Origin of the sequence: Pseudomonas sp. Ant30-3 (genome assembly GCF_000690905.1) — a bacterium.
GTDB lineage: Bacteria > Pseudomonadota > Gammaproteobacteria > Pseudomonadales > Pseudomonadaceae > Aquipseudomonas.
Genome location: NZ_JMCL01000018.1, coordinates 117,856 through 141,317, shown reverse-complemented (window position 1 = coordinate 141,317; position 23,462 = coordinate 117,856). Strand labels below are relative to the sequence as shown.

Here is a 23,462-nt window from a genome sequence, read left to right as displayed (position 1 = left end):
AGCGGGCTTTTTTCTCACGCTCTGCGTTGGCACGCATCGTGGGACGATCAGCGTCTCAATTAATAGCCACTGCCGCCTGCTCTTCCATCTTCTGGCGCAGGCTCAACGGGCGCATGTCTGTCCAGACTTCTTCGATATAGGCCAGGCATTCCTTTTTCAAGCCGCTTTTACCCACGGTGCGCCAGCCCCCGGGCACGGCTTTGTAGTCGGGCCAGATCGAATACTGTTCTTCGTGGTTCACTACCACCTGAAAGAGGATGTCCTCGCGGTCGAATACTGAAGTCATGCTGATTCTCCATCGTTGTCGGTTGGCTGCGCAGCGGTGCACAGCCGTTATGTAGAAGGAACGTTGCGCGGGTCAGGAAATTTAGACACTGCTTGTTGCCGCCACCATCGCCCGACCGAAAATCTCCGCGACCCTGTCGATTTCCGCGGCGGTGATGATCAGGGGCGGCAGGAACCTCACCACGCCGCCATGCCGTCCGCCCAGTTCGAGGATCAAGCCGCGCTTGAGGCATTCGCGCTGCACCAGCGGCGCGAGTCGAGCGAAAATCGGCGGATGACCTTGCGCGTCGGGTGCTCCGGTTGGATCGACCAGTTCCACGCCGAGCATCAAGCCGCGCCCACGGATATCGCCCAATTGCGGAAAGTCCCGCTGGAGAATCCGCAGGTGTTCGCTCAAGCGCTCACCCATCGCCGCGACGTGTTCGCAAACCTTGTGCTCAATCAGATAACGCATCACTGCAGAGCCCGCAGCCATGGCCATCTGGTTGCCGCGAAAAGTCCCGGCATGCGCGCCTGGCAGCCAGGTGTCGAGCCAGTCGCGGTAGACGACGACCGCCAGCGGCAGGCTGCCGCCGATGGCTTTGGACATCACTACGACATCCGGAATGATCCCGGCGTGCTCAAAGGCGAACATCTTGCCGGTGCGCGCAAAACCGCTCTGGATTTCATCGACGATCAGCGCCACGCCGGCCTCTTCAGTGATGCGCCGAACGCCGCGCAACCAGTCGAGATCGGCCGGAATCACCCCGCCTTCGCCCTGTACCACTTCAACGATGACCGCCGCCGGCAACTGCACGCCGGCTTCCGGATCATTCAGCAGGTTTTCCAGGTAACTCAAATTGACCTGCACACCCTGCGCACCACCCAGGCCGAACGGGCAGCGGTAATCGTATGGATACGGCATGAATTGCACGCCACTGCTGAGCAATGCACCCATCGGTTGCTTTGGACCCAGGCTGCCCATCAGGCTCAATGCGCCCTGGCTCATGCCGTGGTAACCGCCCTGGAACGACAACACAGTGCTGCGCCCGGTGGCGGTGCGCACCAGTTTCAGCGCGGCTTCCACCGCATCGGTACCGGTCGGGCCACAGAACTGGATTTTTGCTTCAGCCGCCAGCGCCGGTGGCAGCAAGCCGAACAGGTCCTGAACAAATTGATCCTTGACCGGGGTCGTCAGGTCAAGCGTGTGCAGCGGCAGTTCATCGCTCAGCACTTGCCGGATTGCTTCGATCACCACCGGGTGGTTATGCCCCAGTGCCAACGTGCCAGCCCCGGCGAGGCAGTCGATGAACGTCCGCCCTTCAACGTCTTCGACGTAAATACCCTTGGCTCGCTTGAGTGCCAGAGGGATGCGTCGCGGGTAGCTGCGGGCGTTGGACTCCTGGCGGTTCTGACGCGCCAGCAACGGTGACTCGGTGAAGTGATAGAGCGTTTCGCCCGGCGCCGAAGCGGTCCGGGCCGACTGATCTTCCATAAGGCTGGTAGCGACTGACATCTCTCGACCCTCGATAAGGTTTTCCTGTTCTGGAAACGCATCAGGGCGCCGGGGATTTAGGTCCTTGATCGGCTTTCTGCAACGGCACTGTCAAGTCTTTGAACATTGGAATCGCCTGGAGCCCGGCCATCTGGAAGGGAGGAGTAGCGGGCTGGTAACCCAAATGACGGTAAAACGTTTCGCTGGTTCGCGTGCTGTTGAGCCGAGCCTGACTGAACCCCAGATCGTGCAGCCAGCGTTCAAGGTCGCCAACCAGTGCCTGCCCGGCGCCGCGGCGGAACCATTCCGGTTGCACGTAGCAAAATGCGATCCTGCCGCTCGTCGCAGCCATCGCAACGCCCACCGGTTTGTTCTCCAGCAGGGCCAGGTTCAGGTACACCCGCGGATCGGTGAGCCAGGCTTGAATGTGGTCGACGGTTTTGCTGTGGGTCCAGGTGGCGACGGTGTGCGGATCGTTGCGATGGTCGAGCGCACAGCCGACGCGGATGGAGCGTTCGACGATGCGGCTGATGATGCCGGCGTCGGCAGAGGTGGCCTTGCAGATGCGAATAAGAGAATCCATGGCGCTGCTGCCTCAATCCATTGAGAAAAAGCGGAGGCCGACGATAGCGCCAGTGACATCAGGAATACATCGAACAGAGGTTACATTTGATGTGCGGCGCAGATCTGCAGGAGCAGAGCTTTCTCGCGAAAGCGGTGTGTCAGGCAATAGTTATGCTGAATGTTAAACCGCTATCGCGAGCAAGCTCGGCTCCTACAAGGGCAGAGGTCAGACGGGTTGTAACGGCATGGTGAGTTCAACCCTTAGCCCGTCCGGGCGGCTGTCGAAATGCAGGGTGCAGCCGCAGCGCTGGACGATCGCTTGCACGATCGCCAGGCCCAGCCCGCAGCCGGTACTTTGGCCGTTGCGCCAGAAGCGTTGCGTCAGGTGCTGTAAATCACCTTCGGCGATTCCCGGCCCATGATCGCGCACAACGAATTGCACCCGGTCTGCGCTGGTTTCCAGGCTGAGTTCCACCGGCTCGTCGCCGGGGGTATGCCGCAGTGCGTTGTCCAGCAAGTTGCGTAGCGCCGCAATCGACAGCACGGCGGGCATTTGCACGGGGGCGTGCGACAGCTTCGAAGGTGGCAGAAACCTGATGCGCTGACGATCACCGCTTGCCGCATCCTGAATCGCCAGTTTTGCCACTTGCTCGGCGCTGCATTGCACGCCGTCATCAAAGGACAGGCTGCCCTCGACTCGAGCCAGCAACAGCAACTGCTCAAGCGTGCGATGCAGGCGATCGGCGCCCTCTTCGGCCCGAGCCAGCGACTGATCACGCGCAGCGCCATCGGTCATGCGTGCGACCTGCAGGTGCGTCTTGATCGCCGTCAGCGGGCTGCGTAATTCGTGAGCAGCGTCACCGGTCAAGCGCCGTTCGCGCTCAATGGCCTTGCCGATGCGCAGAAACAGCTGATTCTGAGTGTCCAGCAAAGGCTGCAACTCGCTCGGCAGCGGTTGGATCTGCAACGGTTCCAGCGAGTCGGCACTGCGCCGCATCAAGGCATCACGCATGCGATTGAGCGGGGCCAACCCCTGACCGATGCCCAACCAGAGCAAGCAAAGACAGCCGAGCAACGCCACTCCTACCGGCACCGAAGCAGCCAGCAGGATCGACATATTGAGGGCTTCCCGCTCGATTTGCCGATCGGCCGTCGTGATCCGCAAATCTCCGCGGGCCAGGGTGAAACTGCGCCACGGCGCCCCGTCTATCATCTGATCGTGAAAGCCCATTTTCTCGGCTTCCAGGGTTTGTTCAGGATCGGTATGGCTGCGCGCCAGAATCTCACCCCGCAACGAGCTGACCTGACACGCCATGCCCCCCGGAAGATTCAGTTGCTCTGCACTGACACGGGTCCCTTCGCCGTTGCTTGGCAGTGCCGGCAACTGCTCCATCAACCCGGCAACCATTCGAGCGGAGGCCACGAGCCGTTGATCAAGGGAAAACATCATCTGATTACGCAGGTCGCTGAGCATCCAGGCCGCAGCCAACGCCCAGATCAGCGCGAAAGCGGCGCCGAGTGTCAGACTCAAGCGCAAACGCAGGCTCATCACTTCGATTCTTCCCCACTGTCGGCCGGACCCAGGCGATAACCGAGGCCGCGCACCGTTTCGACGATACCGTTACCGAGTTTGCGCCGAAGGTGATGAATGTGCACGTTGAGGGCGTTGCTTTCGAGTTCGTCGCTGAAGCCGTAGACGCTGTCTTTCAGTTGTTCAGTGGAGAGGACCCGCCCGCGATTGTGCAGCAAGGCCTGCAACAGCGACTGTTCACGCCGCGAAAGGTCGACGGGTTGGCCTCCGAGCAGGGTTTCACGGCTGCTCGGGTTGTACGTCAGACGACCATGTTCGATCAGGTTGACGCTGCGCCCGGCAACTCGGCGCAATAAAGTATGCAGACGCGCGGCGAGTTCGCGCAGATCGAACGGTTTAAGCAAGTAGTCGTCCGCCCCGGCCTGCAAACCGTCGACACGATCAGTGACCGAATCGCGTGCAGTCAGGATCAACACCGGAATTTCCAGACCGTTATGCCGCAACTGTTGCAGCAACTTGAGGCCGTCCTCATCAGGAAGACCGAGATCGAGCACCATGACATCAAATTCGGCGACCTTGAGCATCGCCCGCGCAGCTGACGCGGTAGCGACGTGCTCCACCGTCAGGCCCTGGGCGGTAAGGCCGGCGACGATGCCGCTGGCGATCAGCTCATCGTCTTCGCAAACCAGTACGTGCATTGAAAGCTTCCTGCGTAAAAAAGCGATTGAAGCAAGCGGGCATTAAGCCGTGATTATGGCAAGGTCCGTTGCTGACGAGTAGCACCAATAATTCAGGTGCGCCTTGTCCGTTTCCAAACCACTGCAACTGTCTTTTATAAACGCAACTAACACAGCGCCCATCAGGAAACAAAACCCAACAGTAATTACATCCGCAAGTTGAAACTTCGAGATAACCTAAGTCCGGATCAGACACAAACATCCATCAAGCCTTATAAACTAATGAACGGATTCATAATCATGCAGACACTTCAGAATTTTGTGGCCGTCGATTGGCGCGCCGGAAAGGACAAAATTTATTTTTTCTTTAAGGACAACAACACCTATTCGCGCTTTGACATCGCCGAAGACAGAGTGGAAGACGGCTACCCCAAAGATATCGATCAGAGTACCTGGGGCGACTTTCACCCCTACGCGAAACATCTTCTTTTCGGCTTTGCAACCTCAGGCATTGACATTACAACTGCCTTTGACTTTGATTCCGACACGCTGTGGCTTTTCTTCTACAAGGACAATGTTCCGACGGTTTGCAAATACGACCAGGATGACGACCGGGTAGAAAGTATCATTCCTGTTTCGAAATCCATCTGGCACTCTCTTCTCCCGTATTTCGATCAAATCATAGCCGGGACATTCAAGTCTTCCGCCTTGCACCCTCGTCGATTTCATTTCCTGCTGGAGGGTGGAAAGTCCATCTACCTTGATCTGCACAGAACAAAACCGGTTGCATTGAAAGTATTCGATGAAACGTTGCCTGGACTTGCGCCCTACAAGGATCTGATCATCACGGCGGTACAAAACGACCGAACACTAGCCGACAGCCACTACTACGTTTTTCTCACGCAGAACCGGTATATGCGCTATGACCTTTTCAACATGAGATTTCTCGCAGGACCGCTACGGGTCAGTGATGTCAGCTGGCCAGGGCTGTTGCGCGATTAAACCGCCGCCGGTTACAGAATGACGCTCGCTGGTCAGTAAAGTTAATCGACGGTTAATCGCGCCCCCCCATCGTGCACAGCAATTGCACAGGGACAAGGCTCTCACCAATGCGTCGGCTATTTTTCATTTTTGCTCTTCTGGTTTCCGGCCTTGTTCAGGCCGGGACCAATCCGTTTGCTACCAAACCCGAATTCCTTCCGGTTGATAAAGCGTTCACTTTTACCTCAGAGCGACTGGAATCCGGGGAAATGCAGCTTTATTGGCAGATTGCCGATGGCTATTACCTCTACCAGCAACGTCTGAAGTTCGACGGTTTGGCCAAGGAGCATAACCCCGCATTACCGGCGGGCGAATCGCACAGCGATGAGTTCTTTGGCGAACAGCAAGTCTATCGGCAGGGTCTGGAGCTAAAGATCCCGGCCGGCGCCACGGGCCAGATCAAAGTCGGTTTCCAGGGCTGTGCGGATGCCGGCCTCTGTTACCCACCGCAAACCAAGGTCGTGGACCTGGGCGGAATATCTGCCGCGTCGGCGGTCGAACAAGCACCTGATCAGGCACTCGCCAGCGGCCTGCAACAACGCGCGCTGGGCTGGAGCTTGCTGGTGTTCTTCGGCTTGGGACTGTTGCTGGCGTTCACTCCGTGCACGTTACCGATGTTGCCGATCCTCGCAGGTTTGGTCGTCGGCAGCGGCGCTTCACCGAAACGCGGCTTTGCCCTGGCGAGCAGCTATGTCGTCAGCATGGCGCTGGTGTATGCAGCGCTGGGCGTATTGGCGGCGCTGCTCGGTGCGAATTTGCAGGCGCTGTTGCAGAATCCTTGGCTGCTTGGCACGTTCGCGGCGGTGTTCGTACTGCTGGCGTTGCCGATGTTCGGCTTCTTCGAGCTGCAGTTACCGGTCGCTGTACGTGATCGACTGGAAAATGTCTCGCGCGGTCAACGCGGCGGCAGCCTGATCGGTGCCGGTGTTCTGGGTGCCGTATCCGGTTTGCTGGTCGGGCCGTGCATGACCGCCCCACTGGCAGGCGCGCTGCTTTATATCGCGCAAAGCGGCAACGCTCTGCACGGTGGCTTGATTCTGTTTGCCATGGGCATCGGCATGGGTATTCCGCTGCTGCTACTGGTGACCGTGGGCAACCGCTTCCTGCCCAAACCCGGCGCCTGGATGAACCTGCTCAAAGGCGTGTTCGGTTTCCTGTTCCTGGCCACCGCGCTGTTGATGGTGCGTCCGCTGCTGGACGATTCGCTGTGGATTGGCTTGTGCGGTGCCTTGCTCGTGATCGCGGCTTACAGCGCCTGGAAGCAGTCGCAAGGGTTCGGTCGCGTTGCTCATCTGTTCGGCGCCAGTGCTTTGCTGATGGGGTTGTGGGGCAGCTTATTGATCATCGGCGCGGCGGGTGGCAGTGGTGAACTGTTCAAGCCACTGCAGGTGTTCAACGCCTCGAACGCGAGCCCGGTCACCCGTCCGGTCGGCCACGATGCATTCACCACGATCAAGGATCCGGCAGCGCTGCAAAAGGAGCTGGACGCCGCACAGGCGCAAGGTCAGTGGGTGCTGCTGGACTACTACGCCGACTGGTGTGTGTCGTGCAAAGTCATGGAAAAGCAAGTGTTCGGCAAATCCGAAGTTCTCGACGCGCTGAGTGAGGTACGCTTGCTGCGCCTCGACGTGACCGCCGACAATGCCGCCAGCCGGGAATTGCTCAGCCGCTATAAGGTGCCGGGGCCGCCGAGCTTTCTGTGGATTGGCGGCGACGGTGAAGAACGACGCAGCCAACGCATCACCGGCCAGGTCGATGCCGAAACGTTCCTGCAACGCTGGACCACCACCCGAGACGCCCGTTAATGCTGACTTTTACCCTCGGCACCTTCGCCATCGCGCTCAACCATCTGCTGCTGATCAGTGCGCTGGCACTGGCGACTTTTGTCGGCTGGCGAGCGGCCAAACGCGGTGGCGAAAATCCCGAATCGGCGCTGTTCAGTCTTTTTCTGTTCGGCATGCTGGCGGCACGGATCAGTTTTGTGACCATGTACTGGGCACATTACCGTGATGATCCGTGGCAGATGATCGACGTGCGCGACGGCGGTTTTCTCGCCTGGCCGGGCGTGATTGCGCTGCTGCTCGGCGCCGTATATCGCGGCTGGCGTCGGCCTGGTTTGCGTCGTCCATTAGGCTTCGGCGTGGTCAGCGGCGTGGCCTTCTGGTTGTTGGCGACGTTTTCTCTGACGATCTACGAACAAGGCACACGCCTGCCGGAAATCACCCTGCGCAATGCCGCTGGGGAAACCGTGCAACTGGCGGATTACAAGGGTGGACCGCTGGTCATCAACCTCTGGGCGACCTGGTGTCCGCCTTGTCGGCGGGAGATGCCCGTGCTGGAAAACGCGCAGATGCAGCGTCCGGACCTGACCTTTCTGTTCGTCAATCAGGCGGAAAGCATGCAAAGCGTCGCCACTTATCTGGAAACCCAAGGCCTGAGCCTGAGCAACGTGTTGTTCGACGGCAGTGGTCGCCTGGGCCAGGCCGTGGGTTCAATGGCATTGCCGACTACGCTGTTCTATAACCCTGACGGTCGACTGTTGGGCAGCCATCTGGGCGAGTTGTCGGAAGCCAGTCTGGCGCGCGCCCTGGAAAACTTCGACAGCCTCCCTTCCGCCACACCGGCCACCTCTTCAAGGAAATTGCCATGCCCCGCTTCCGCCACCTGCTGACGCTGACCCTGACCCTGAGCGCAGCAATTCTTCATCTGCCATCGCTGCAGGCCGCCGAAGAACTGCCTGAGGCGATCAAGAAAATCGAAGCCAAGGGCGCCAAAATTGTCGGCCAGTTCGACGCCCCTGACGGTTTGCGCGGTTATGCCGCGCAATACCAGAATCGTGGCATGGCGCTGTACCTGACGCCGGATGGCAAGCACGTATTGCTGGGCAATCTGTATGACGCCGAAGGCAACGACCTGAGCAGCGAGCCTTTGCAGAAGCTGGTCTACGCACCGATGTCGAAAGAAGTCTGGGGCAAGATGGAAGCCAGCAGCTGGATCGCCGATGGCAACAAAGACGCGCCGCGTATCGTTTACATGTTCAGCGATCCGAACTGCCCTTACTGCAACATGTTCTGGGAGCAGGCCCGGCCGTGGGTGAAGGCGGGCAAAGTGCAGTTGCGACACATCATGGTCGGTATCATTCGCGAGGACAGCCCGGGCAAATCAGCTGCATTGCTCGCCGCCAAGGATCCGCAAAAAGCCCTGCAAGACCATGAAGGTGCCGGCAAGGCCAGTTCGCTGAAAGCACTGAAAGAAGTGCCACCGGCGATTCAGGCGAAACTGGCGGCGAACATGCAGTTGATGGAAGAGCTGGAATTGTCAGCCACCCCGGCGATTTTCTACATGGACGACAAGGGTGAGTTGCAGCAGCAACAAGGCGCACCGTCGCCGGACAAGCTGGTGAAGATTCTGGGGCCGAAGTAGGTCCTCTGAGACACTGCGAAACCTCGCCGGCCCCTTCGCGAGCAGGCTCGCTCCCACAATGGAATGCTGTTCCCTGTGAGCGCGCGAGCAGGCTCACTCCTACAATGGAATGGTTTCCTCTGTGGGAGCGAGCGTGCTCGCGAAAGCGTCAGCAAAAACCGTTAATTTCCATCAGCCAGAAACTTCAGCAACTTGTCCGTCACAAATTGCGGATTTTCCCGACTTGAAATATGTCCGGCATCCGGCACCAGCACGCACGGGCAGCCGATCAGTTCAGCCATTTCCTTGGCCTCCGACGGCGGTCGCGGCAAAAAATGGAGCACAAAGACTGAGCCGACGAGCCGTGAGCGTCAATCGCACGATTGTATGGGGTATGCGCCCAAACGTTGCCGTATTCGACACGTTACCCGCCCATCAAAGCCCCTCCAGCGCCGCCATCAAATCATTCAGGCGATCGACCTTCTCCTCGGTCATATCGCTTGCCGCCAGCCCGTTGATGTACTCCGCCAGTTCCGCCACCGTGCTGCACTCGAACATCGCCCGCAGCGGCACATCGCGCTGCAGGGTTTTCTGCACTCGCGAGGCAATCTGCGTAGCCAGCAAGGAATGGCCACCGAGCTCGAAGAAGTTGTCCTGCACACCCACCTTCTCGACCTTCAACACCTGCGCCCAGATGTCCGCCAACGTCTGTTCCAGTTCATTGCGCGGCGCCTGGTAATCCTGACTCTGCAACTGACCGATCTCCAGTACTGGCAGCAACTTGCGGTCCAGCTTGCCGTTGGCATTGCGCGGCATCCGTTCCAGCCACAACCAGTGCAGCGGCACCATGTATTCCGGCAACTCGGCGCGCAGCCGCTGCTTGATGCGCTCCAGACGTTCACCCGGATTCAGCGCCGACTCCGTCGCCACCAGATAACCCACCAAATGCTTGCCGTTAACGCCCTCCTGCACACCCACTGCGGCTTCGCGCACTTCCGGTTGCTCGTGCAAACGCGCTTCGATTTCGCCCAGCTCGATGCGGTAGCCGCGAATTTTCACCTGGTGGTCGATCCGTCCGACGTATTCCAGCACGCCGTCGTTGCGCCGCCTCGCCAAATCCCCGGTGCGATACAAACGATCACCCGGCGCGCCGAATGGATTCGGCACAAACACTTGCGCGGTGCGCGACGGATCGCTGACATAACCACGGCCGACGCCCGTACCGGCGACGCACAACTCACCCACCGCGCCCAGCGGCACCAGTTCCAGCGCGCCATCGAGCAGGTACAAACGGTTGTTGTCGGTCGGCGTTCCGATCGGCAGATAACTGCCCCGCGTGGACGCCAGGTCGACGCGGAAGAACGCCACGTCGTCGGAACATTCCGCTGGGCCATAGGCGTTCACCAGGCCGATATCCGGGTAGCGCAACAGCCATTGACGGGCGAGTTCCGGCGGCATCGCTTCACCGGTCGGCAGCATCCAGCGCAGACCATCGAGGCTCATGCGTTCCTGCGCGAGCATGCCCTGAATCAACGACGGCACGCTCTCCAGCACGGTGATGCTCTGTGCGCAGACATGCGCCAGCAAGCCCTGAGGATCGTGGGCGATAGTGTTCGGCACAATGTCCACCCGCGCGCCGAACAGCGGCGCGGCGAGGAACTGCCAGACTGAAATATCGAAGCTTTGCGACGCCGTCTGCGCGATCACGTCAGCCTCGCTCAGGTTGAGATACGGGACTTTGCTCAACTGGTTATTGAGCATGCCGCGTTGCTCGACCATCACGCCTTTCGGCAAACCGGTGGAGCCCGAGGTGTAGATCACGTAAGCGAGGTTATCCGAACCGCTGTAGACGCCTGGATTATCCAGCGCGACAGCGCTCGCCTGGATCACTTCCCAAACCAGTAACTTTGGTCGATTGGCGCAGGCGAACTCGTCCAGCAAGGCGACGGCCTGTTCGTGACAGGCCTGCGTGCAGACCAGCAACGGCGTGCGGCTCAAGTCGATAATTCGAGCGAGACGCTGGCTTGGCAGCGCCGGGTCCAGCGGCAGATAACCCGCACCGGCCTTGAAGCTGCCAATGATCATGCCGAGCAAATCGAGGTTGCGTTCGGCAAGCAATGCTACCGGTTGATCGAGTCCGACACCGGCTGCGATCAATGCATGGCCGAGGCGGTTGCTGCGCTGATTCAGTTCGAGATAATTGAGTTGCTGATGCAGGCAACTTGCGGCAATCCGCTGCGGGTGCCGAGCCACTTGCGCTTCGAACAGTGCGACGTAGCTCTGCTGCAGCGGGTAATCGTGCTCGCTCTGATTGCAGCCGTGCAACAGAAAATCCTGCTCCTCGGCACTGAGCAGCGGCAGATTCGCCATCTCACCGTGGAAGCCTTCGACCAGCGCCAGCAACAAACGCTTGAACTCGGCGAGCATGCGTTCGATGGTCGATTCGTCGAAATAGCGCTGGTCATACGACAGGTGCAAGCCAAGGTCATCGCCCGGATAACACACCGCCGTCAGCGGAAAATTGGTGTGGGTGCGGCCCGAATCCGAGGTCGCATTCAGGCTCTGCGCGCGGTCCAGCACCGAGACTTCCACCGGGGCGTTTTCGAACACGAACAGGCTGTCGAACAACGGTTGGCCCTTGGGCAATTCGCTGTTTTCCTGAATACTCACCAGCGGCAGGTATTCGTACTCGCGCAGCTGCATATTGCTGTCGAGCAAACCGTTCAGCCATTCGCGTACGCTGCAGGGTTGGTCGTCCTCGGGCATCTTCACCCGCAGCGCAATGCTGTTGATGAACAGCCCGACGGTGCGTTGCATCTCTGGCATTTCTACCGGACGCCCGGCCACCGTGACGCCGAACAGCACGTCGCGATCCCCGCTCAAGCGCCGCAACACCAGCGCCCACGCCGCTTGCGCGAAGGTGTTGATAGTCAACTGATGCGCCTGCGCCAGTTCACGCAGCTGGGCACCGTCGCGGGCATCCAGTCGGGTGTAGCGATCGCCGACAATCATGCCGCCGCTATCGCCGGCATGTTCTCGCAGGAACGGTCGGTCGCTCGGGATCGGCGTGGTTCGCTCGAAGCCTTGCAGATTGCTTTTCCACCACTGGCGCGCCGCGGTAAGACTCTGCCGTTGCAGCCAGCCGATGTAGTCGCGATAGCGCGGCGGCAGCGGCAACTGCGCGTCGCGTCCTTCGCCCAGCGCCATGTAGATTTCGAAAAAATCATTCATCAGCAACGAGCGACACCAGGCGTCGATCAGGATGTGGTGATTGCTCATGATGAACCAGTAACGCGCCGCGCCAACCTTGATCAGGCGCAGGTGGAACGGCGCCTGATGCAACAGCTCGAAACCTGCTTCGCGTTCGCTTTTCAGCAGCGTTTGCAGTTTTGGCTCTTGCTCGCTCTCGAGAACGGCACTCCAGTCCAGGAACTCGATCGGCGTACTGCCCGGTTTGTGGATCACTTGCAGCATGTCTTCGCCGACATTCCAGCAGAACGACGCGCGCAAGGCTTCGTGACGGGCGATCACCGCTTGCCAGGCCTGGGCAAAGCGCTGCGGATCAAGCTCACTGTTGATGCGGTAACGGTCCTGCATGTAATAGAGGCCGGTACCCGGTTCGAGCAAGGTGTGCAGCAGCATGCCTTCCTGCATTGGCGTCAGTGGGTAAACGTCTTCGATATTGGCCGCCGGGATCGGCACCGCATCGAGTTGTAGCTGGGTCAGTTTCGCCAGCGGGAAATCCGACGGCGTCAGGCCGCCGGCAGCGTCCTCAAGGCAATGCTCGATCACGCTGTGCAATTCGCCGAGGTAGGCGTTCGCCAGATCATCAATGGTCTGCGGGTCGTAGCGCTCGGCGCTGAACGTCCAGCGCAGCACCAGTTCACCGCCGTAGACTTGACTGTCGACGCTCAGCTCATTAGGCAGCGGCGCGTGCTCGTCGTGTGCGGCACCAACCGGCTCATCGAGCGGACGGAACAGCGCGTCTGCGCCGAAGCTCTGGTCGAACTGACCGAGGTAGTTGAAGGTGATCGGTGCAACTGGCAGCGCAGCCAAGGTTTGCCGGCACGGATCGTCGGCGAGGTAACGCAGCACGCCATACCCCAAGCCCTTGTGCGGCACGGCGCGCAGTTGTTCCTTGATCGCCTTGATCGACGCGCCCTGCTCTGCCAAAGGGGTCAGACGCAGCGGATAAGCGCTGGTGAACCAACCGACGGTACGGGTCAGGTCGATGTCGTCAAACAGGGTTTCGCGGCCATGGCCCTCGAGTTGAATCAGCGCCGATTCATGACCGGTCCAGCGGCACATCACTCGGGCCAATGCGTTCAACAGCAAGTCATTGACCTGAGTGCGATAAGCGCTCGGTGCCTGTTGCAGCAACTGCCGGGTAGCCTCGGCGTCGAGGCGCACGCTGACGGTTTGCGCGTGACGATTCTGCCGACCGCCATCCGGACGATCACAGGGCAATTCAGCCGCTGGCCCCGCCAGTTGCGCTTGCCACCAACTGAGTTCTTCACGCAGCGATTCACTGCCGGCATACGCCTGCAAGCGCGCGGCCCAGTCGCCGAAGGCGCTGGTTTTCGCCGGCAGTTTTACCGACTGCCCGTGTTCCAGTTGGCGGTAGACGGTCTGCAGATCGTCCAGCAACACGCGCCAGGAAACCCCGTCGACCACCAAGTGATGGATGGCGATAAACAGGCGTTGCACGCCCTCCGGCCCATCGACCAGCAGCACCCGCATCAACGGACCGTGTTCAAGGTCCAGACTGCGTTGCGCGTCGGCGAACAGGGCCGTGCATTTGTCCATCGCCGCGACCTGCAACTGCCACAGCACCGGCGCATCGCAGATCGCCTGATGATGGGCTTTCCATTCGCCGGCGCTTTGCTCAAAACGTAGACGCAGCGCATCGTGCTGCTCGATCACCGCCAGCAGCGCCTGCTCCAGGCGATGCGGTTCCAGTGCCACCGTTGGCGCCAGCAGCAGCGCCTGATTCCAATGCTGACGCTGAGCGATCTCGGTATCGAAAAACCAGTGCTGGATCGGCGTCAGACGCGATTCTCCGCTGAGCAAGCCTTGCTCGGCCCTGACCTGTTCAGTGCGAGTCGCCACGGCCGCGAGGGTCTGCACGGTCTGGTGCTGGAACAGGTCGCGCGGGCTGAAATGGATGCCCTGCTGCCGCGCCCGGCTGACTACCTGGATTGACAGGATCGAATCGCCGCCCAGTTCGAAGAAGTTGTCGTTGAGGCCGACCTGTTCGACGTTCAACACAGCGCACCAAATGCTCGCCAGGGTCAGCTCAAGTTCGCTGCTCGGAGCTACGTAATGCTGACGGTTGAGCTCGGGATCGGGGGCCGGCAAGGCGCGGCGGTCTAGCTTGCCATTGGCGGTCAGTGGCATGCTCGTCAGCAGGATCAGGTGCGTCGGCACCATGTAGTCCGGCAACTGGGATTTCAGGTGATTTTTTAACGCATCGCGCAGTACCTTTTTCTGATCTTCATCCTGTGAAACCACGTCAGTGACCAGATAGCCCACCAGCTGTTTGCCGCTTGACGCGTCCAGCGCCAGCACCACCGCTTCGCGGATCGAAGGATGTTCCAGCAGCCGGCCTTCGATTTCGCCGAGTTCGATGCGGAAGCCGCGAATCTTCACCTGATGGTCGATGCGCCCGAGGTATTCGACCAGGCCACCGGCGCGCTGCCGCACCAGGTCGCCGGTGCGGTAGATGCGCCCGCCATCGGCCATGAACGGGTTAGCGACAAAGCGCTCGGCAGTGATCCCCGGACGCTGGTGATAACCCTGCGCCAGACCGGCACCGCCGACGTATAACTCGCCGGTCGCGCCTTGCGGCACCAGCGCCAGGTCATTGTCGAGAATGTACGCCACGCGCGCACCGATAACGCTGCCGATTGGCACGCTGCCGAGGCCTTCCTCGAGCTGCTCCGGCGCCAGACTCGCCAGCGGCATGACCACGGTTTCGGTCGGGCCATAGGCGTTGAAAAACAGCTCCGGTGTGAAAGCTGTGCGAATCCGCTGCAAATGTTCACCGGTCAACGCCTCGCCACCGGTGATGCACATGCGCACCGGTAGAGTGTCGCCCTGGGTGACCAGCCATTGCGCCAACTGGCTGCCGTAGCTCGGGGTAAATCCGAGAATGTTGATGCGATGACGGCGAATCAATGCGCAGATTTCTTGCGCATCCCACTGCCCTTGAGCCCGCAGGACCACTTGCGCACCGCTCAATAACGGCACCAGCAAACGTTCGGTCGCGGCGTCGAAGTTGATCGAATAGAAGTGCAATTCGCAGTCGTCCGGGCGCATGCCGAAGCGTTCGATCACGGCACGGCAATGCATGGCGATTTCACCGTGGGACACCATCACGCCTTTCGGTTTGCCGGTGGAGCCGGAGGTGTAAATCAGGTAGGCCTGATGCTGCGGCAAGCTGACAAACGGCACCTCGCTGGCCGGATAATCGGCCAGTGCCGCGGCGTCTTTTTCCAGACACCAGCGCTCAACGCCCGGCGGCAATTCGCCTAACGCGTCGAACATCGCCGCGTCGCTGAGCAGCAAACCGACGCCGCTGTCTTCGATCATGTAATGCAAACGGTCAAGCGGGTATTCCGGGTCCAGCGGCACGTAAGCGCCACCGGCCTTGAGAATTGCCAGCAGGCCAATGACCATTTCCAGCGAACGCTCAAGCGCCAGGCCGACGCGCACCTGCGGTCCGACACCGCGCTCGCGCAGCATCCAGGCCAGGCGATTGGCGCGGCGGTCGAGCTCGGCGTAGCTCAGGGTTTCATCGGCAAACGTCAGCGCCGGTGCGTCGCCACGGATGAGTGCCTGCTCGCTGAACAGTTGATGAATGCACTGATCGAGTCGATGTTCACCCGGCTCGACCCCGAGGCTGTCCAGCAGCGATTGCTCTTCGCTCGCGGCCAGCAGCGGCAGTTCGCCGAGGCGTTGCTGCGGGTCGGCGAGCAGCGCTTCCAGCAGATTGCGCCAGTGACCCGCCATGCGCGCGATACGCGGTTCATCGAACAGGTCGGTGCTGTAAGTCAGGCAGCAACCGAGGCGATGATCGAGGTCGGTAACCTCAAGGTTCAGGTCGAACTTGGTCGCGCGGGCATCGTTAGCCAGGTACTCGACGGTCATACCGGCGAGTGTGCGGCTCTGCTGAAACTCCCAGCGCTGCACGTTGCACATCACCTGGAACAGCGGGTTGTACGCGGCGCTGCGTGGCGGTTGCAAGGCTTCGACCAGATGATCGAACGGCAAGTCCTGATGCGACTGGCCTTCGATCACGGTGTGGCGGACCTGCTCGAACAACTCCGCGACCGACATCTGCCCGTCGAGCTGACAGCGCAGCACTTGAGTGTTAAGGAAGGCGCCGATCAGCCCTTCGCTTTCCGGCCGAATCCGGTTGGCCACCGGTGCGCCGATACGCAGGTCGGTCTGGCCGCTGTAACGGTAAAGCAGCACGGCCAGCGCGGCAGTCATGGTCATGAACAGGGTCAGGCCGTTTTGCGCATTGAAGGCGCGGACCCGGGCAGCCAGCTCATCGCTCAGATCGAAGCGCAACAGCTCGCCCTGATGACTTTGCACCGCCGGGCGCGGCCGGTCGGCGGGCAGCTCCAGCAGCGGATGTTCACGGCCCAGCTGCGCGGTCCAGTAATCGAGTTGGCGCTGACGCTCGCCGGATTCCAGCCACTGACGCTGCCAGACGCTGTAATCGAGGTACTGCACCGGCAAGGGTTGCAGCGGCGATTCGCGGTCATCGACCAACGCTTCATACAGCGCGCTGAGCTCGCGGGCGAAGATGTCCATCGCCCAGCCTTCGGTGACGATGTGGTGCAAGGTCAGCACGAGGTAATGCTCATGCTCGGCGGTCTTGACCACACAGGCCCGCAGCAGCGGACCGGTTTCCAGATTGAAAGGCTGGTGCGCCTCGCTGTCGGCCAGCGCTTGCACCCGTTGTTCACGCAGGTCGGCGTCCAGTGCCGAGAAATCTTGCCAGTCCATGCGCAGGCCGCTTTGGGCGTGCACCCGCTGTAGTGCCACGCCGTCGATGCTTGGGAACGTAGTGCGCAAGGTTTCGTGGCGCATGATCAGCGCCTGCAATGCGGCTTCGAATCGCCCAACATCGAGCACACCGCGCAGCCGCGCCATGCCGCCGACGTTGTAGGCCGGGCTGTCCGGCTCCATCTGCCAGAGGAACCACATCCGTTGCTGTGAATAGGACAACGGCACCGGATTGTGCCGGTCGACCTTGGCGATGGGCGGCTGTTTGTTGGTGTTGCCGCTGACCTGAATCAGCCGAACCTGTTCGGCGTACGCACCGAGTTCACTGTGCTCGAACAATGTCCGCAGCGGCAGCTCGACGTCGCAGGCCTGACGGCTGCGCGAAATGATTTGCGTGGCCAGCAGCGAGTGGCCGCCGAGCGCAAAAAAGTCGTCGCGCAAACCGATTTGCGCAAGGCCCAGCACATCACGCCATACAGCGGCGATCTGTTGCTCCAGCGCCGTGACAGGCTCAACGTGCTCGCGCACTTGCCACTGCGGTTCAGGCAAGGCGCGGCGGTCGAGTTTGCCGCTGGGGCTGAGGGGCATCTGCTGCAGACGCATCAACTGCGCCGGGACCATGTAGTCCGGCAACTCGGCCGCCAGCGCAGCGCTAAGGCGGGCACTTTGTTCCTCGACAGTTTCGTTGCAATCAAGGGCGGTGTAGTAACCGATCAACTGCCCGCCAGCCGCTGTTTCGCGCACCAGCACCACGGCTTGCGCGACACCGGACTGCGCGAGCAGGCGCGCCTCTATCTCCTGCGGCTCGACGCGAAAGCCGCGCAGTTTGACCTGCTGATCGAGACGCCCCAAATATTCGATCACGCCATCGGCACTCCAGCGGGCGCGGTCGCCGGTGCGATAAAGGCGCGCGCCCTGCTCGCCCAGCGGGTCGACCACGAAGCGTTCGGCGGTCAAACCCGGTCGGCCCAGATAGCCACGCGCCAGACCGATGCCACTGATGCACAGTTCGCCTGGCACACCGGCCGGTAGCGCATTGAGTTCGCTGTCGAGCACCCGGCAGATGACATTGCCCAGCGGACGTCCGATGGGCGAACGCTCGCCATCCTCTGCTGTGCAGTGCCAATGGGTGACATTGATCGCGGCTTCGGTCGGGCCATAGCGGTTGTGCAATTGCACCGCCGGCAGCTGCGCCAGCACACGGTCGCGCAGCTCCGCCGGCAAGGCTTCGCCACCGGAGAAAAGCCGTCGCAGGCTGGTACATTCAGCACTGAGTGGCTCATCGATAAACACCGAGAGCAAGGGCGGAACAAAGTGCAAGGTGGTCACGCCGTATTGCTGAACCAGCTGGGCAATGCGCTGCGGATCGCGGTGCTCGCCGGTGCCGGCCAGCAGCAGACGGGCCCCGGTAATCAATGGCCAGAAGCATTCCCACACCGAGACGTCGAAACTGATCGGCGCCTTTTGCATCAGCACGTCGCTGTCGTTCAGTTGATAGGCGCTCTGCATCCATTGCAGGCGCTCGGCGAGGGCTGCGTGGGTATTGCCGACGCCTTTGGGCTGGCCGGTCGAACCCGAGGTGTAAATCACGTACGCAAGATTGTCGCCCTGCAAATGCAGGCCCGGTGCCTGACTTGGCCAGCTCTCCAGATGCAGCGCGTCCATGGCGATGACGCTGACGCCAGCGCTGGCCGGCAAACGATCGAGCAATGCGGTTTGCGTGAGCAGCAGTTCGACGCCGCTGTCGCTGAGCATGTAGGCCAGACGCTCGGCCGGGTAGTCCGGATCCAGCGGCACATAGGCGCCGCCCGCTTTGATGATCGCCAGCAGGCCGATCAGCAGTTGCGGCGAACGCTCGGCCGCGATGGCCACGCAGACGTCCGGGCCGACACCTTTATCGCGCAGATAGTGCGCGAGGCGATTGGCCCGGATATGCAGTTCGGCAAAGTCGAGGCTGCCACCGTCCCACATCAGCGCAGTACTTTGCGGTGTGCGCCGCGCCTGTTCGTTGAGCAGTTCCGGCAGCCACTGGCTCGCCGGAGCACACGGTGCGGCGCTCCAGTTTTTTTGCTGATCCTGCTCGCCAGTTGTGAGCAACGACAGGTCGCCGACGGCGGTTTGCGGTTGTGCACAAACGGCGTTGAGCAAGTTGCAGAAATGGTCAGCGAGACGCTGGATGGTCGCTGCGTCGAACAGTTCGCTGGCGTAATCGAACGACAGGCTCAGGCGCCCGTTGCGGTCTTCCTCACTGTGCAGTTGCAGGTCGAACTTGGCTTCGCGGCTGTGCCAAGGCAGTTCTTCCGCGAGCAATCCCGGCAAGCGTCGCAGCGCACTCAGGTCCCGTTGTTGATAGTTGAACATGACCTGGAACAGGCCTTGTTCACGCGCCTGCGGAAACGCTTCGAGCAGCTGTTCAAACGGCAGGTCCTGATGCGCCTGCGCGCCCAATGCCGCCTGACGGGTCTGCGCCAGCAGCTCAACGAACGACAGCCGCGAATCCACCTCGGCGCGCAGTACTTGGGTGTTGATGAAGAAGCCTATCAGCCCTTGGGTTTCCAGGCGCGGACGGTTGGCGTTCGGCACGCCGATGCGGATGTCGCGCTGGCCGCTGTAGCGGTGCAACAGGCTCTGAAACGCGGCCAGCAAGAGCATGAACGGTGTGGCATCGTGGGCCTGCGCAGTCGAGCGAATCGCTTCGTTCAACGCTGTGTCGAGTTTGATCGAATGACGCGCCGCACTGAAGGTTTGCTGCGCTGAACGCGGGTGATCGGTGGCCAGACTAAGGGTCGGATGCTCCTCACCCAATTGTGTTTTCCAGTACGCCAACTGCCGCTCGCCCTCACCTTGCGCCAGCCATTGACGCTGCCAGCTGCCGTAATCGGCGTACTGCGTCGGCAATGCTGCGAGCGTCGCAGCCTGGCCTTGAGAGGCGGCGGCATACAGGCGCGAAAACTCATCGATCAGCACGTTCAGCGACCAGCCATCGGCAATGATGTGATGCAGCGTCACCAGCAACTGATGATCGTCATCGGCCAGGCGCACCAGCGTCACCCACAGCAGCGGGCCGTTCTGCAGATCGAACTGAGTACGCGCTTCATCCTCGCGGATTTGCAGCGCACGGGTTTCACGCTTAGCGACGGGCAAGTCGCTAAGGTCGATCTTTTGCAGATTGAATTCGGCATGAGCATCGACCTGTTGCAGCGCCACGCCATCACGTTCGAAAAACCGTGTGCGCAGGGATTCATGGCGGTTGAGCAGTTGCTGGAAACTGGCGCGCAAGGCGTCTTCATCCAGTTCGCCACGCAAACGCAAAGCACCGGGAATGTTATAGGCGCTGCTTTGTGGATCGAGTTGCCATGTGATCCACAGACGGTTTTGCGCCAGCGATTGCGGCAGCGCTTCGCTGCGCGACAGCCGTGTGATTGCGCCTTGAGCGAGGCCGCCATCCTGTTGCAGGCGGGCCACGGCAGCGGCAAAAGCGCCGAGGGTGGGTGCCTCGAACAACAGGCGCAGGTTCAGCTCCAGGCCAAGTTCTTCACGCAGCCGCGCCACCACCTGCGTGGCGGCGATGGAGTTGCCGCCGAGCAAGAAGAAATGGTCATCGCTGCCGACCTTTCCAGCCTGCAATTGCTCGGACCAGATCAGGCCGATCTGCGTTTGCAGTTCCGAAACCGAGTCGATTTCCTTAGCGTTTTCCATGCTCGCCGACGGGAACAGCGCATAGCTGTCGAGGCTGCCATCGGCCAGGCGACTGCGGCACGCGGAGCGTTGTAGTTTGCCGCTGGAGGTCTTCGGCAATGCGCCGGGATTGAGCAATACCACCACGCTCGGCGCTTCCTGATACACCTCCGCCACCGCTTGACGGATGGCTTTGATCAACGCGTCCGGCAGCAGGATTTTCTGCACGCTGCGGCTGATTTCTGCAGCGATGCCGATGCCTTCCTGACCGCCAACGTTTACTGCAAACGCGGCGACCCGACCTTTGCGCACCACTTCCACTTCGCGCTCGATGGTCTGTTCGATGTCTTGCGGATAGAGATTTTGCCCACGCACGATCAGCAGGTCTTTGAGGCGACCGGTGATGAACAGCTCACCCTCGCGCATGAACCCCAGATCGCCGGTGCGCAGCCAGGTGCGGCCGGCCTGCTCGACAAAAGTTTGCGCTGACGCTTGCGGGTTGCGCCAGTAACCGTGGGCGATGCTCGGCCCGGTCGCCCAGACTTCGCCGACGGCGTTTTCGGCCTGCTCGGTGAGCGCGAGCGAATCGACGATCTGCACCGCGTGATCCGGCTGACTGATGCCGCAACTCATGATTGCACTGCCTTCGCCCGGCTCGGCGCGATTTTGCGCCAGCGCCTGATCGTCCACCCGCAGGTTGCCGATCCCCTGCCCCCGCGCCGTCCCGGCGACGAACAGCGTGGCTTCGGCCAAACCGTAAGACGCCATGAAACTGCCGGGGGTGAAACCGCACGGGGCGAACTTCTCGGCGAAGCGCTCCAGGGTGTCGAGACGAATCGGTTCCGAACCGGAATAAGCCACTCGCCAATTGCTCAAATCGAGACGTGCCAGCGCCGATTCGCTGACCCGCTCGCTGCACAGGCGATAGGCAAAGTCCGGTCCGCCGCTGATGGTGCCGCGGTATTCGCTGATCGCTTCCAGCCAGCGTAACGGCCGGCCGAGGAAGTACGCTGGCGACATCAACACGCACGGTACGCCGCTGAAAATCGGCTGCAACAGACCGCCGATCAGGCCCATGTCGTGGTACAGCGGCAGCCAGCTGACGATCACGTCGTCGGGGTTCAGGTCGATGCCGAAGCCGTGACGAATCAGCAATTCGTTGGCGACCAAGTTGCCGTGGCTGACCTGCACGCCTTTGGGCAACGCGGTGGAGCCGGAGGTGTATTGCAGGAAAGCAATGTGGTCGTGATCAAGAACCGGCTCGAGCCAATGTCCGGCCAACTCGGTCGCCAATGTGTCGACGCACAGCAGCGGCGGTGCACCTTGGATGTGCTGCAACGCGTCGCGCAGGTCGGCACTGGTCAGTAACAGGCGCGGTTCGGCATCGCTGATGATCGACAGCAGACGCTCCTGATGATGACGCTTGGCCGATTCAGGCGGGTAAGCCGGGACTGCGATCACGCCCGCGTACAGACAGCCAAAAAATGCCGCAACGTAGTCCGGACCGCTGGGAAACAGTAGCACCGCGCGATCACCGAAATCCGCTTGCGCCTGCACCGCACCGGCAATCATTCGCGCCCGTTGGTCCAGTTCACGATAACTGAGCACCACGGTCTGATCGGCGGTTTCGGCGAGGAAGCGCAAAGCCACCCGATCCGGTGTCAGGGCCGCGCGGCGCTGAAGGGCCTGGACCAGGGTACTTGGGATTTCGAACGCGTCGGTCATGAGGTTTCCTGCCTGTATTCGGCTTGCAAGGGGTATCGGTGTTGTAACGCCACGCCTATTGAGGGCATGCAGGGCGGGGTCTTCGCCGACCGCGCAAGGCATTGGAAATGCGCTGAGAACCGGGCTTTCATCCGGTTCCATCACCAATGAGAACGGATGACCTCTGCAAATAATTAGTCGGCCGGACTGATCGTCGGCGGGGCCAGGACATGGCCAAGGTGTGGCCATGTGTCGCAGTTCTCAGCTTGCGCCTTTACGGCGCATTAATTCTCTTTCTCAATTGACAATCATTATCATTCAACATAATTTGTCGCTCGATGTGTAGGACGGCTCCTTTGCGCTTGACGTCCCACGACCCCATTTGCAGCAAGGTGATTTCCATGACGGAACAAGTATCCACAAGCAGGTGCGATTCACCGCTACTTCAGGCATTCGTCGATAACCGACTGATTCTGGTCAAGATTGCAGCGCGTATTACCGGCTGCCGGTCACGCGCCGAAGATGTGGTTCAAGACGCGTTCTTCCGCCTGCACTCGGCGCCGCAGATCACGTCGTCGTTCAAGGCTCAGCTGAGTTATCTGTTCCAGATCGTGCGAAATCTGGCGATCGATCACTATCGCAAGCAGGCGCTGGAGCAGAAGTATTCGGGGCCTGAAGAGGAAGGGTTGAACGTGGTGATACCAGGCGCTTCGCCGGAAACCTCGCACATCAATTTCTCGACGCTGGAAAACATCGCCGACGCGCTGACCGAGCTGCCCAGCCGCACGCGCTACGCCTTCGAGATGTACCGGCTGCACGGCGTGCCGCAAAAGGACATCGCCAAGGAACTCGGCGTATCGCCGACCCTGGTGAACTTCATGATTCGTGATGCACTGGTTCACTGCCGCAAAGTCTCGGGCAGTCGCGCGGATACGTTTGCGCGGCGTTAGCCGCTGAACCGCGTCGCTGCCGTTCGCTAGCCGCTAAACCGCGTCGCCGTCATTTGCGGGCAAGCCGCTCCCACATCTTGCCGGCGACTTGGATCTGGCTGGTGTACATATCCGATTTTTTTGGTGACGGCTGATATGGG

Annotated in this window: 11 protein-coding genes and 1 pseudogene; 5 read left to right on the top strand and 7 right to left on the bottom strand. The window is 60.8% G+C overall.

The window, feature by feature from the left end; all coding sequences use genetic code 11:
- Positions 1-55 precede the first annotated feature (55 nt).
- From DU29_RS0105000 to DU29_RS0104980, 5 genes are all read right to left on the bottom strand, one after another.
- On the bottom strand, positions 56-286 hold the full coding sequence (locus tag DU29_RS0105000) for an MbtH family protein (protein ID WP_028620725.1): 231 nt from the start codon (positions 284-286) through the stop codon (positions 56-58).
- 81 nt (positions 287-367) lie between these two features.
- On the bottom strand, positions 368-1,780 hold the full coding sequence (locus DU29_RS0104995; protein ID WP_028620724.1) for an aspartate aminotransferase family protein: 1,413 nt from the start codon (positions 1,778-1,780) through the stop codon (positions 368-370).
- A 40-nt stretch (positions 1,781-1,820) separates the two neighbouring features.
- On the bottom strand, positions 1,821-2,342 hold the full coding sequence (locus DU29_RS01000000129500) for a GNAT family N-acetyltransferase (RefSeq protein WP_050483073.1): 522 nt from the start codon (positions 2,340-2,342) through the stop codon (positions 1,821-1,823).
- Between the two features lie 207 nt (positions 2,343-2,549).
- The gene (locus DU29_RS0104985; RefSeq protein WP_028620723.1) at positions 2,550-3,875 is read right to left on the bottom strand and encodes an ATP-binding protein; all 1,326 of its coding nucleotides are present in this window, start codon (positions 3,873-3,875) and stop codon (positions 2,550-2,552) included.
- Positions 3,872-4,552, bottom strand: coding sequence for a response regulator (locus DU29_RS0104980; RefSeq protein WP_028620722.1), 681 nt, complete (start codon positions 4,550-4,552; stop codon positions 3,872-3,874). Before DU29_RS0104980 ends, DU29_RS0104985 begins: the two co-directional genes overlap by 4 nt.
- A gap of 279 nt (positions 4,553-4,831) precedes the next feature.
- On the opposite strand from DU29_RS0104980, the gene DU29_RS0104975 reads away from it, so the two are divergent.
- The 4 genes from DU29_RS0104975 (at position 4,832) to dsbG (ending at position 8,995) form a co-directional block, all read left to right on the top strand.
- A complete protein-coding gene (locus DU29_RS0104975) occupies positions 4,832-5,533 on the top strand; it encodes a hypothetical protein (RefSeq protein WP_028620721.1) in 702 nt (233 codons plus the stop codon).
- Positions 5,534-5,640: 107 nt separating this feature from the next.
- Positions 5,641-7,377, top strand: a complete 1,737-nt coding sequence (dsbD, locus tag DU29_RS0104970) for a protein-disulfide reductase DsbD (RefSeq protein ID WP_028620720.1) — start codon at positions 5,641-5,643, stop codon at positions 7,375-7,377.
- Positions 7,377-8,243: a TlpA disulfide reductase family protein gene (locus DU29_RS0104965; protein ID WP_028620719.1), complete on the top strand. Its 867-nt coding sequence runs from the start codon at positions 7,377-7,379 to the stop codon at positions 8,241-8,243. Before dsbD ends, DU29_RS0104965 begins: the two co-directional genes overlap by 1 nt.
- The gene (gene dsbG, locus DU29_RS0104960; RefSeq protein WP_028620718.1) at positions 8,219-8,995 is read left to right on the top strand and encodes a thiol:disulfide interchange protein DsbG; all 777 of its coding nucleotides are present in this window, start codon (positions 8,219-8,221) and stop codon (positions 8,993-8,995) included. Before DU29_RS0104965 ends, dsbG begins: the two co-directional genes overlap by 25 nt.
- A gap of 161 nt (positions 8,996-9,156) precedes the next feature.
- Here dsbG and DU29_RS1000000131155 read toward each other — a convergent pair.
- Positions 9,157-9,303 (bottom strand): annotated as a pseudogene (locus DU29_RS1000000131155) (alpha/beta fold hydrolase); the annotation flags it as partial.
- 106 nt (positions 9,304-9,409) lie between these two features.
- The gene (locus tag DU29_RS0104950; RefSeq protein ID WP_028620717.1) at positions 9,410-22,393 is read right to left on the bottom strand and encodes a non-ribosomal peptide synthetase; all 12,984 of its coding nucleotides are present in this window, start codon (positions 22,391-22,393) and stop codon (positions 9,410-9,412) included.
- Positions 22,394-22,773: 380 nt separating this feature from the next.
- Between DU29_RS0104950 and DU29_RS0104940 the strand changes: the two genes are divergently transcribed.
- Positions 22,774-23,322: an RNA polymerase factor sigma-70 gene (locus DU29_RS0104940; RefSeq protein ID WP_028620716.1), complete on the top strand. Its 549-nt coding sequence runs from the start codon at positions 22,774-22,776 to the stop codon at positions 23,320-23,322.
- Positions 23,323-23,462: the final 140 nt, after the last annotated feature.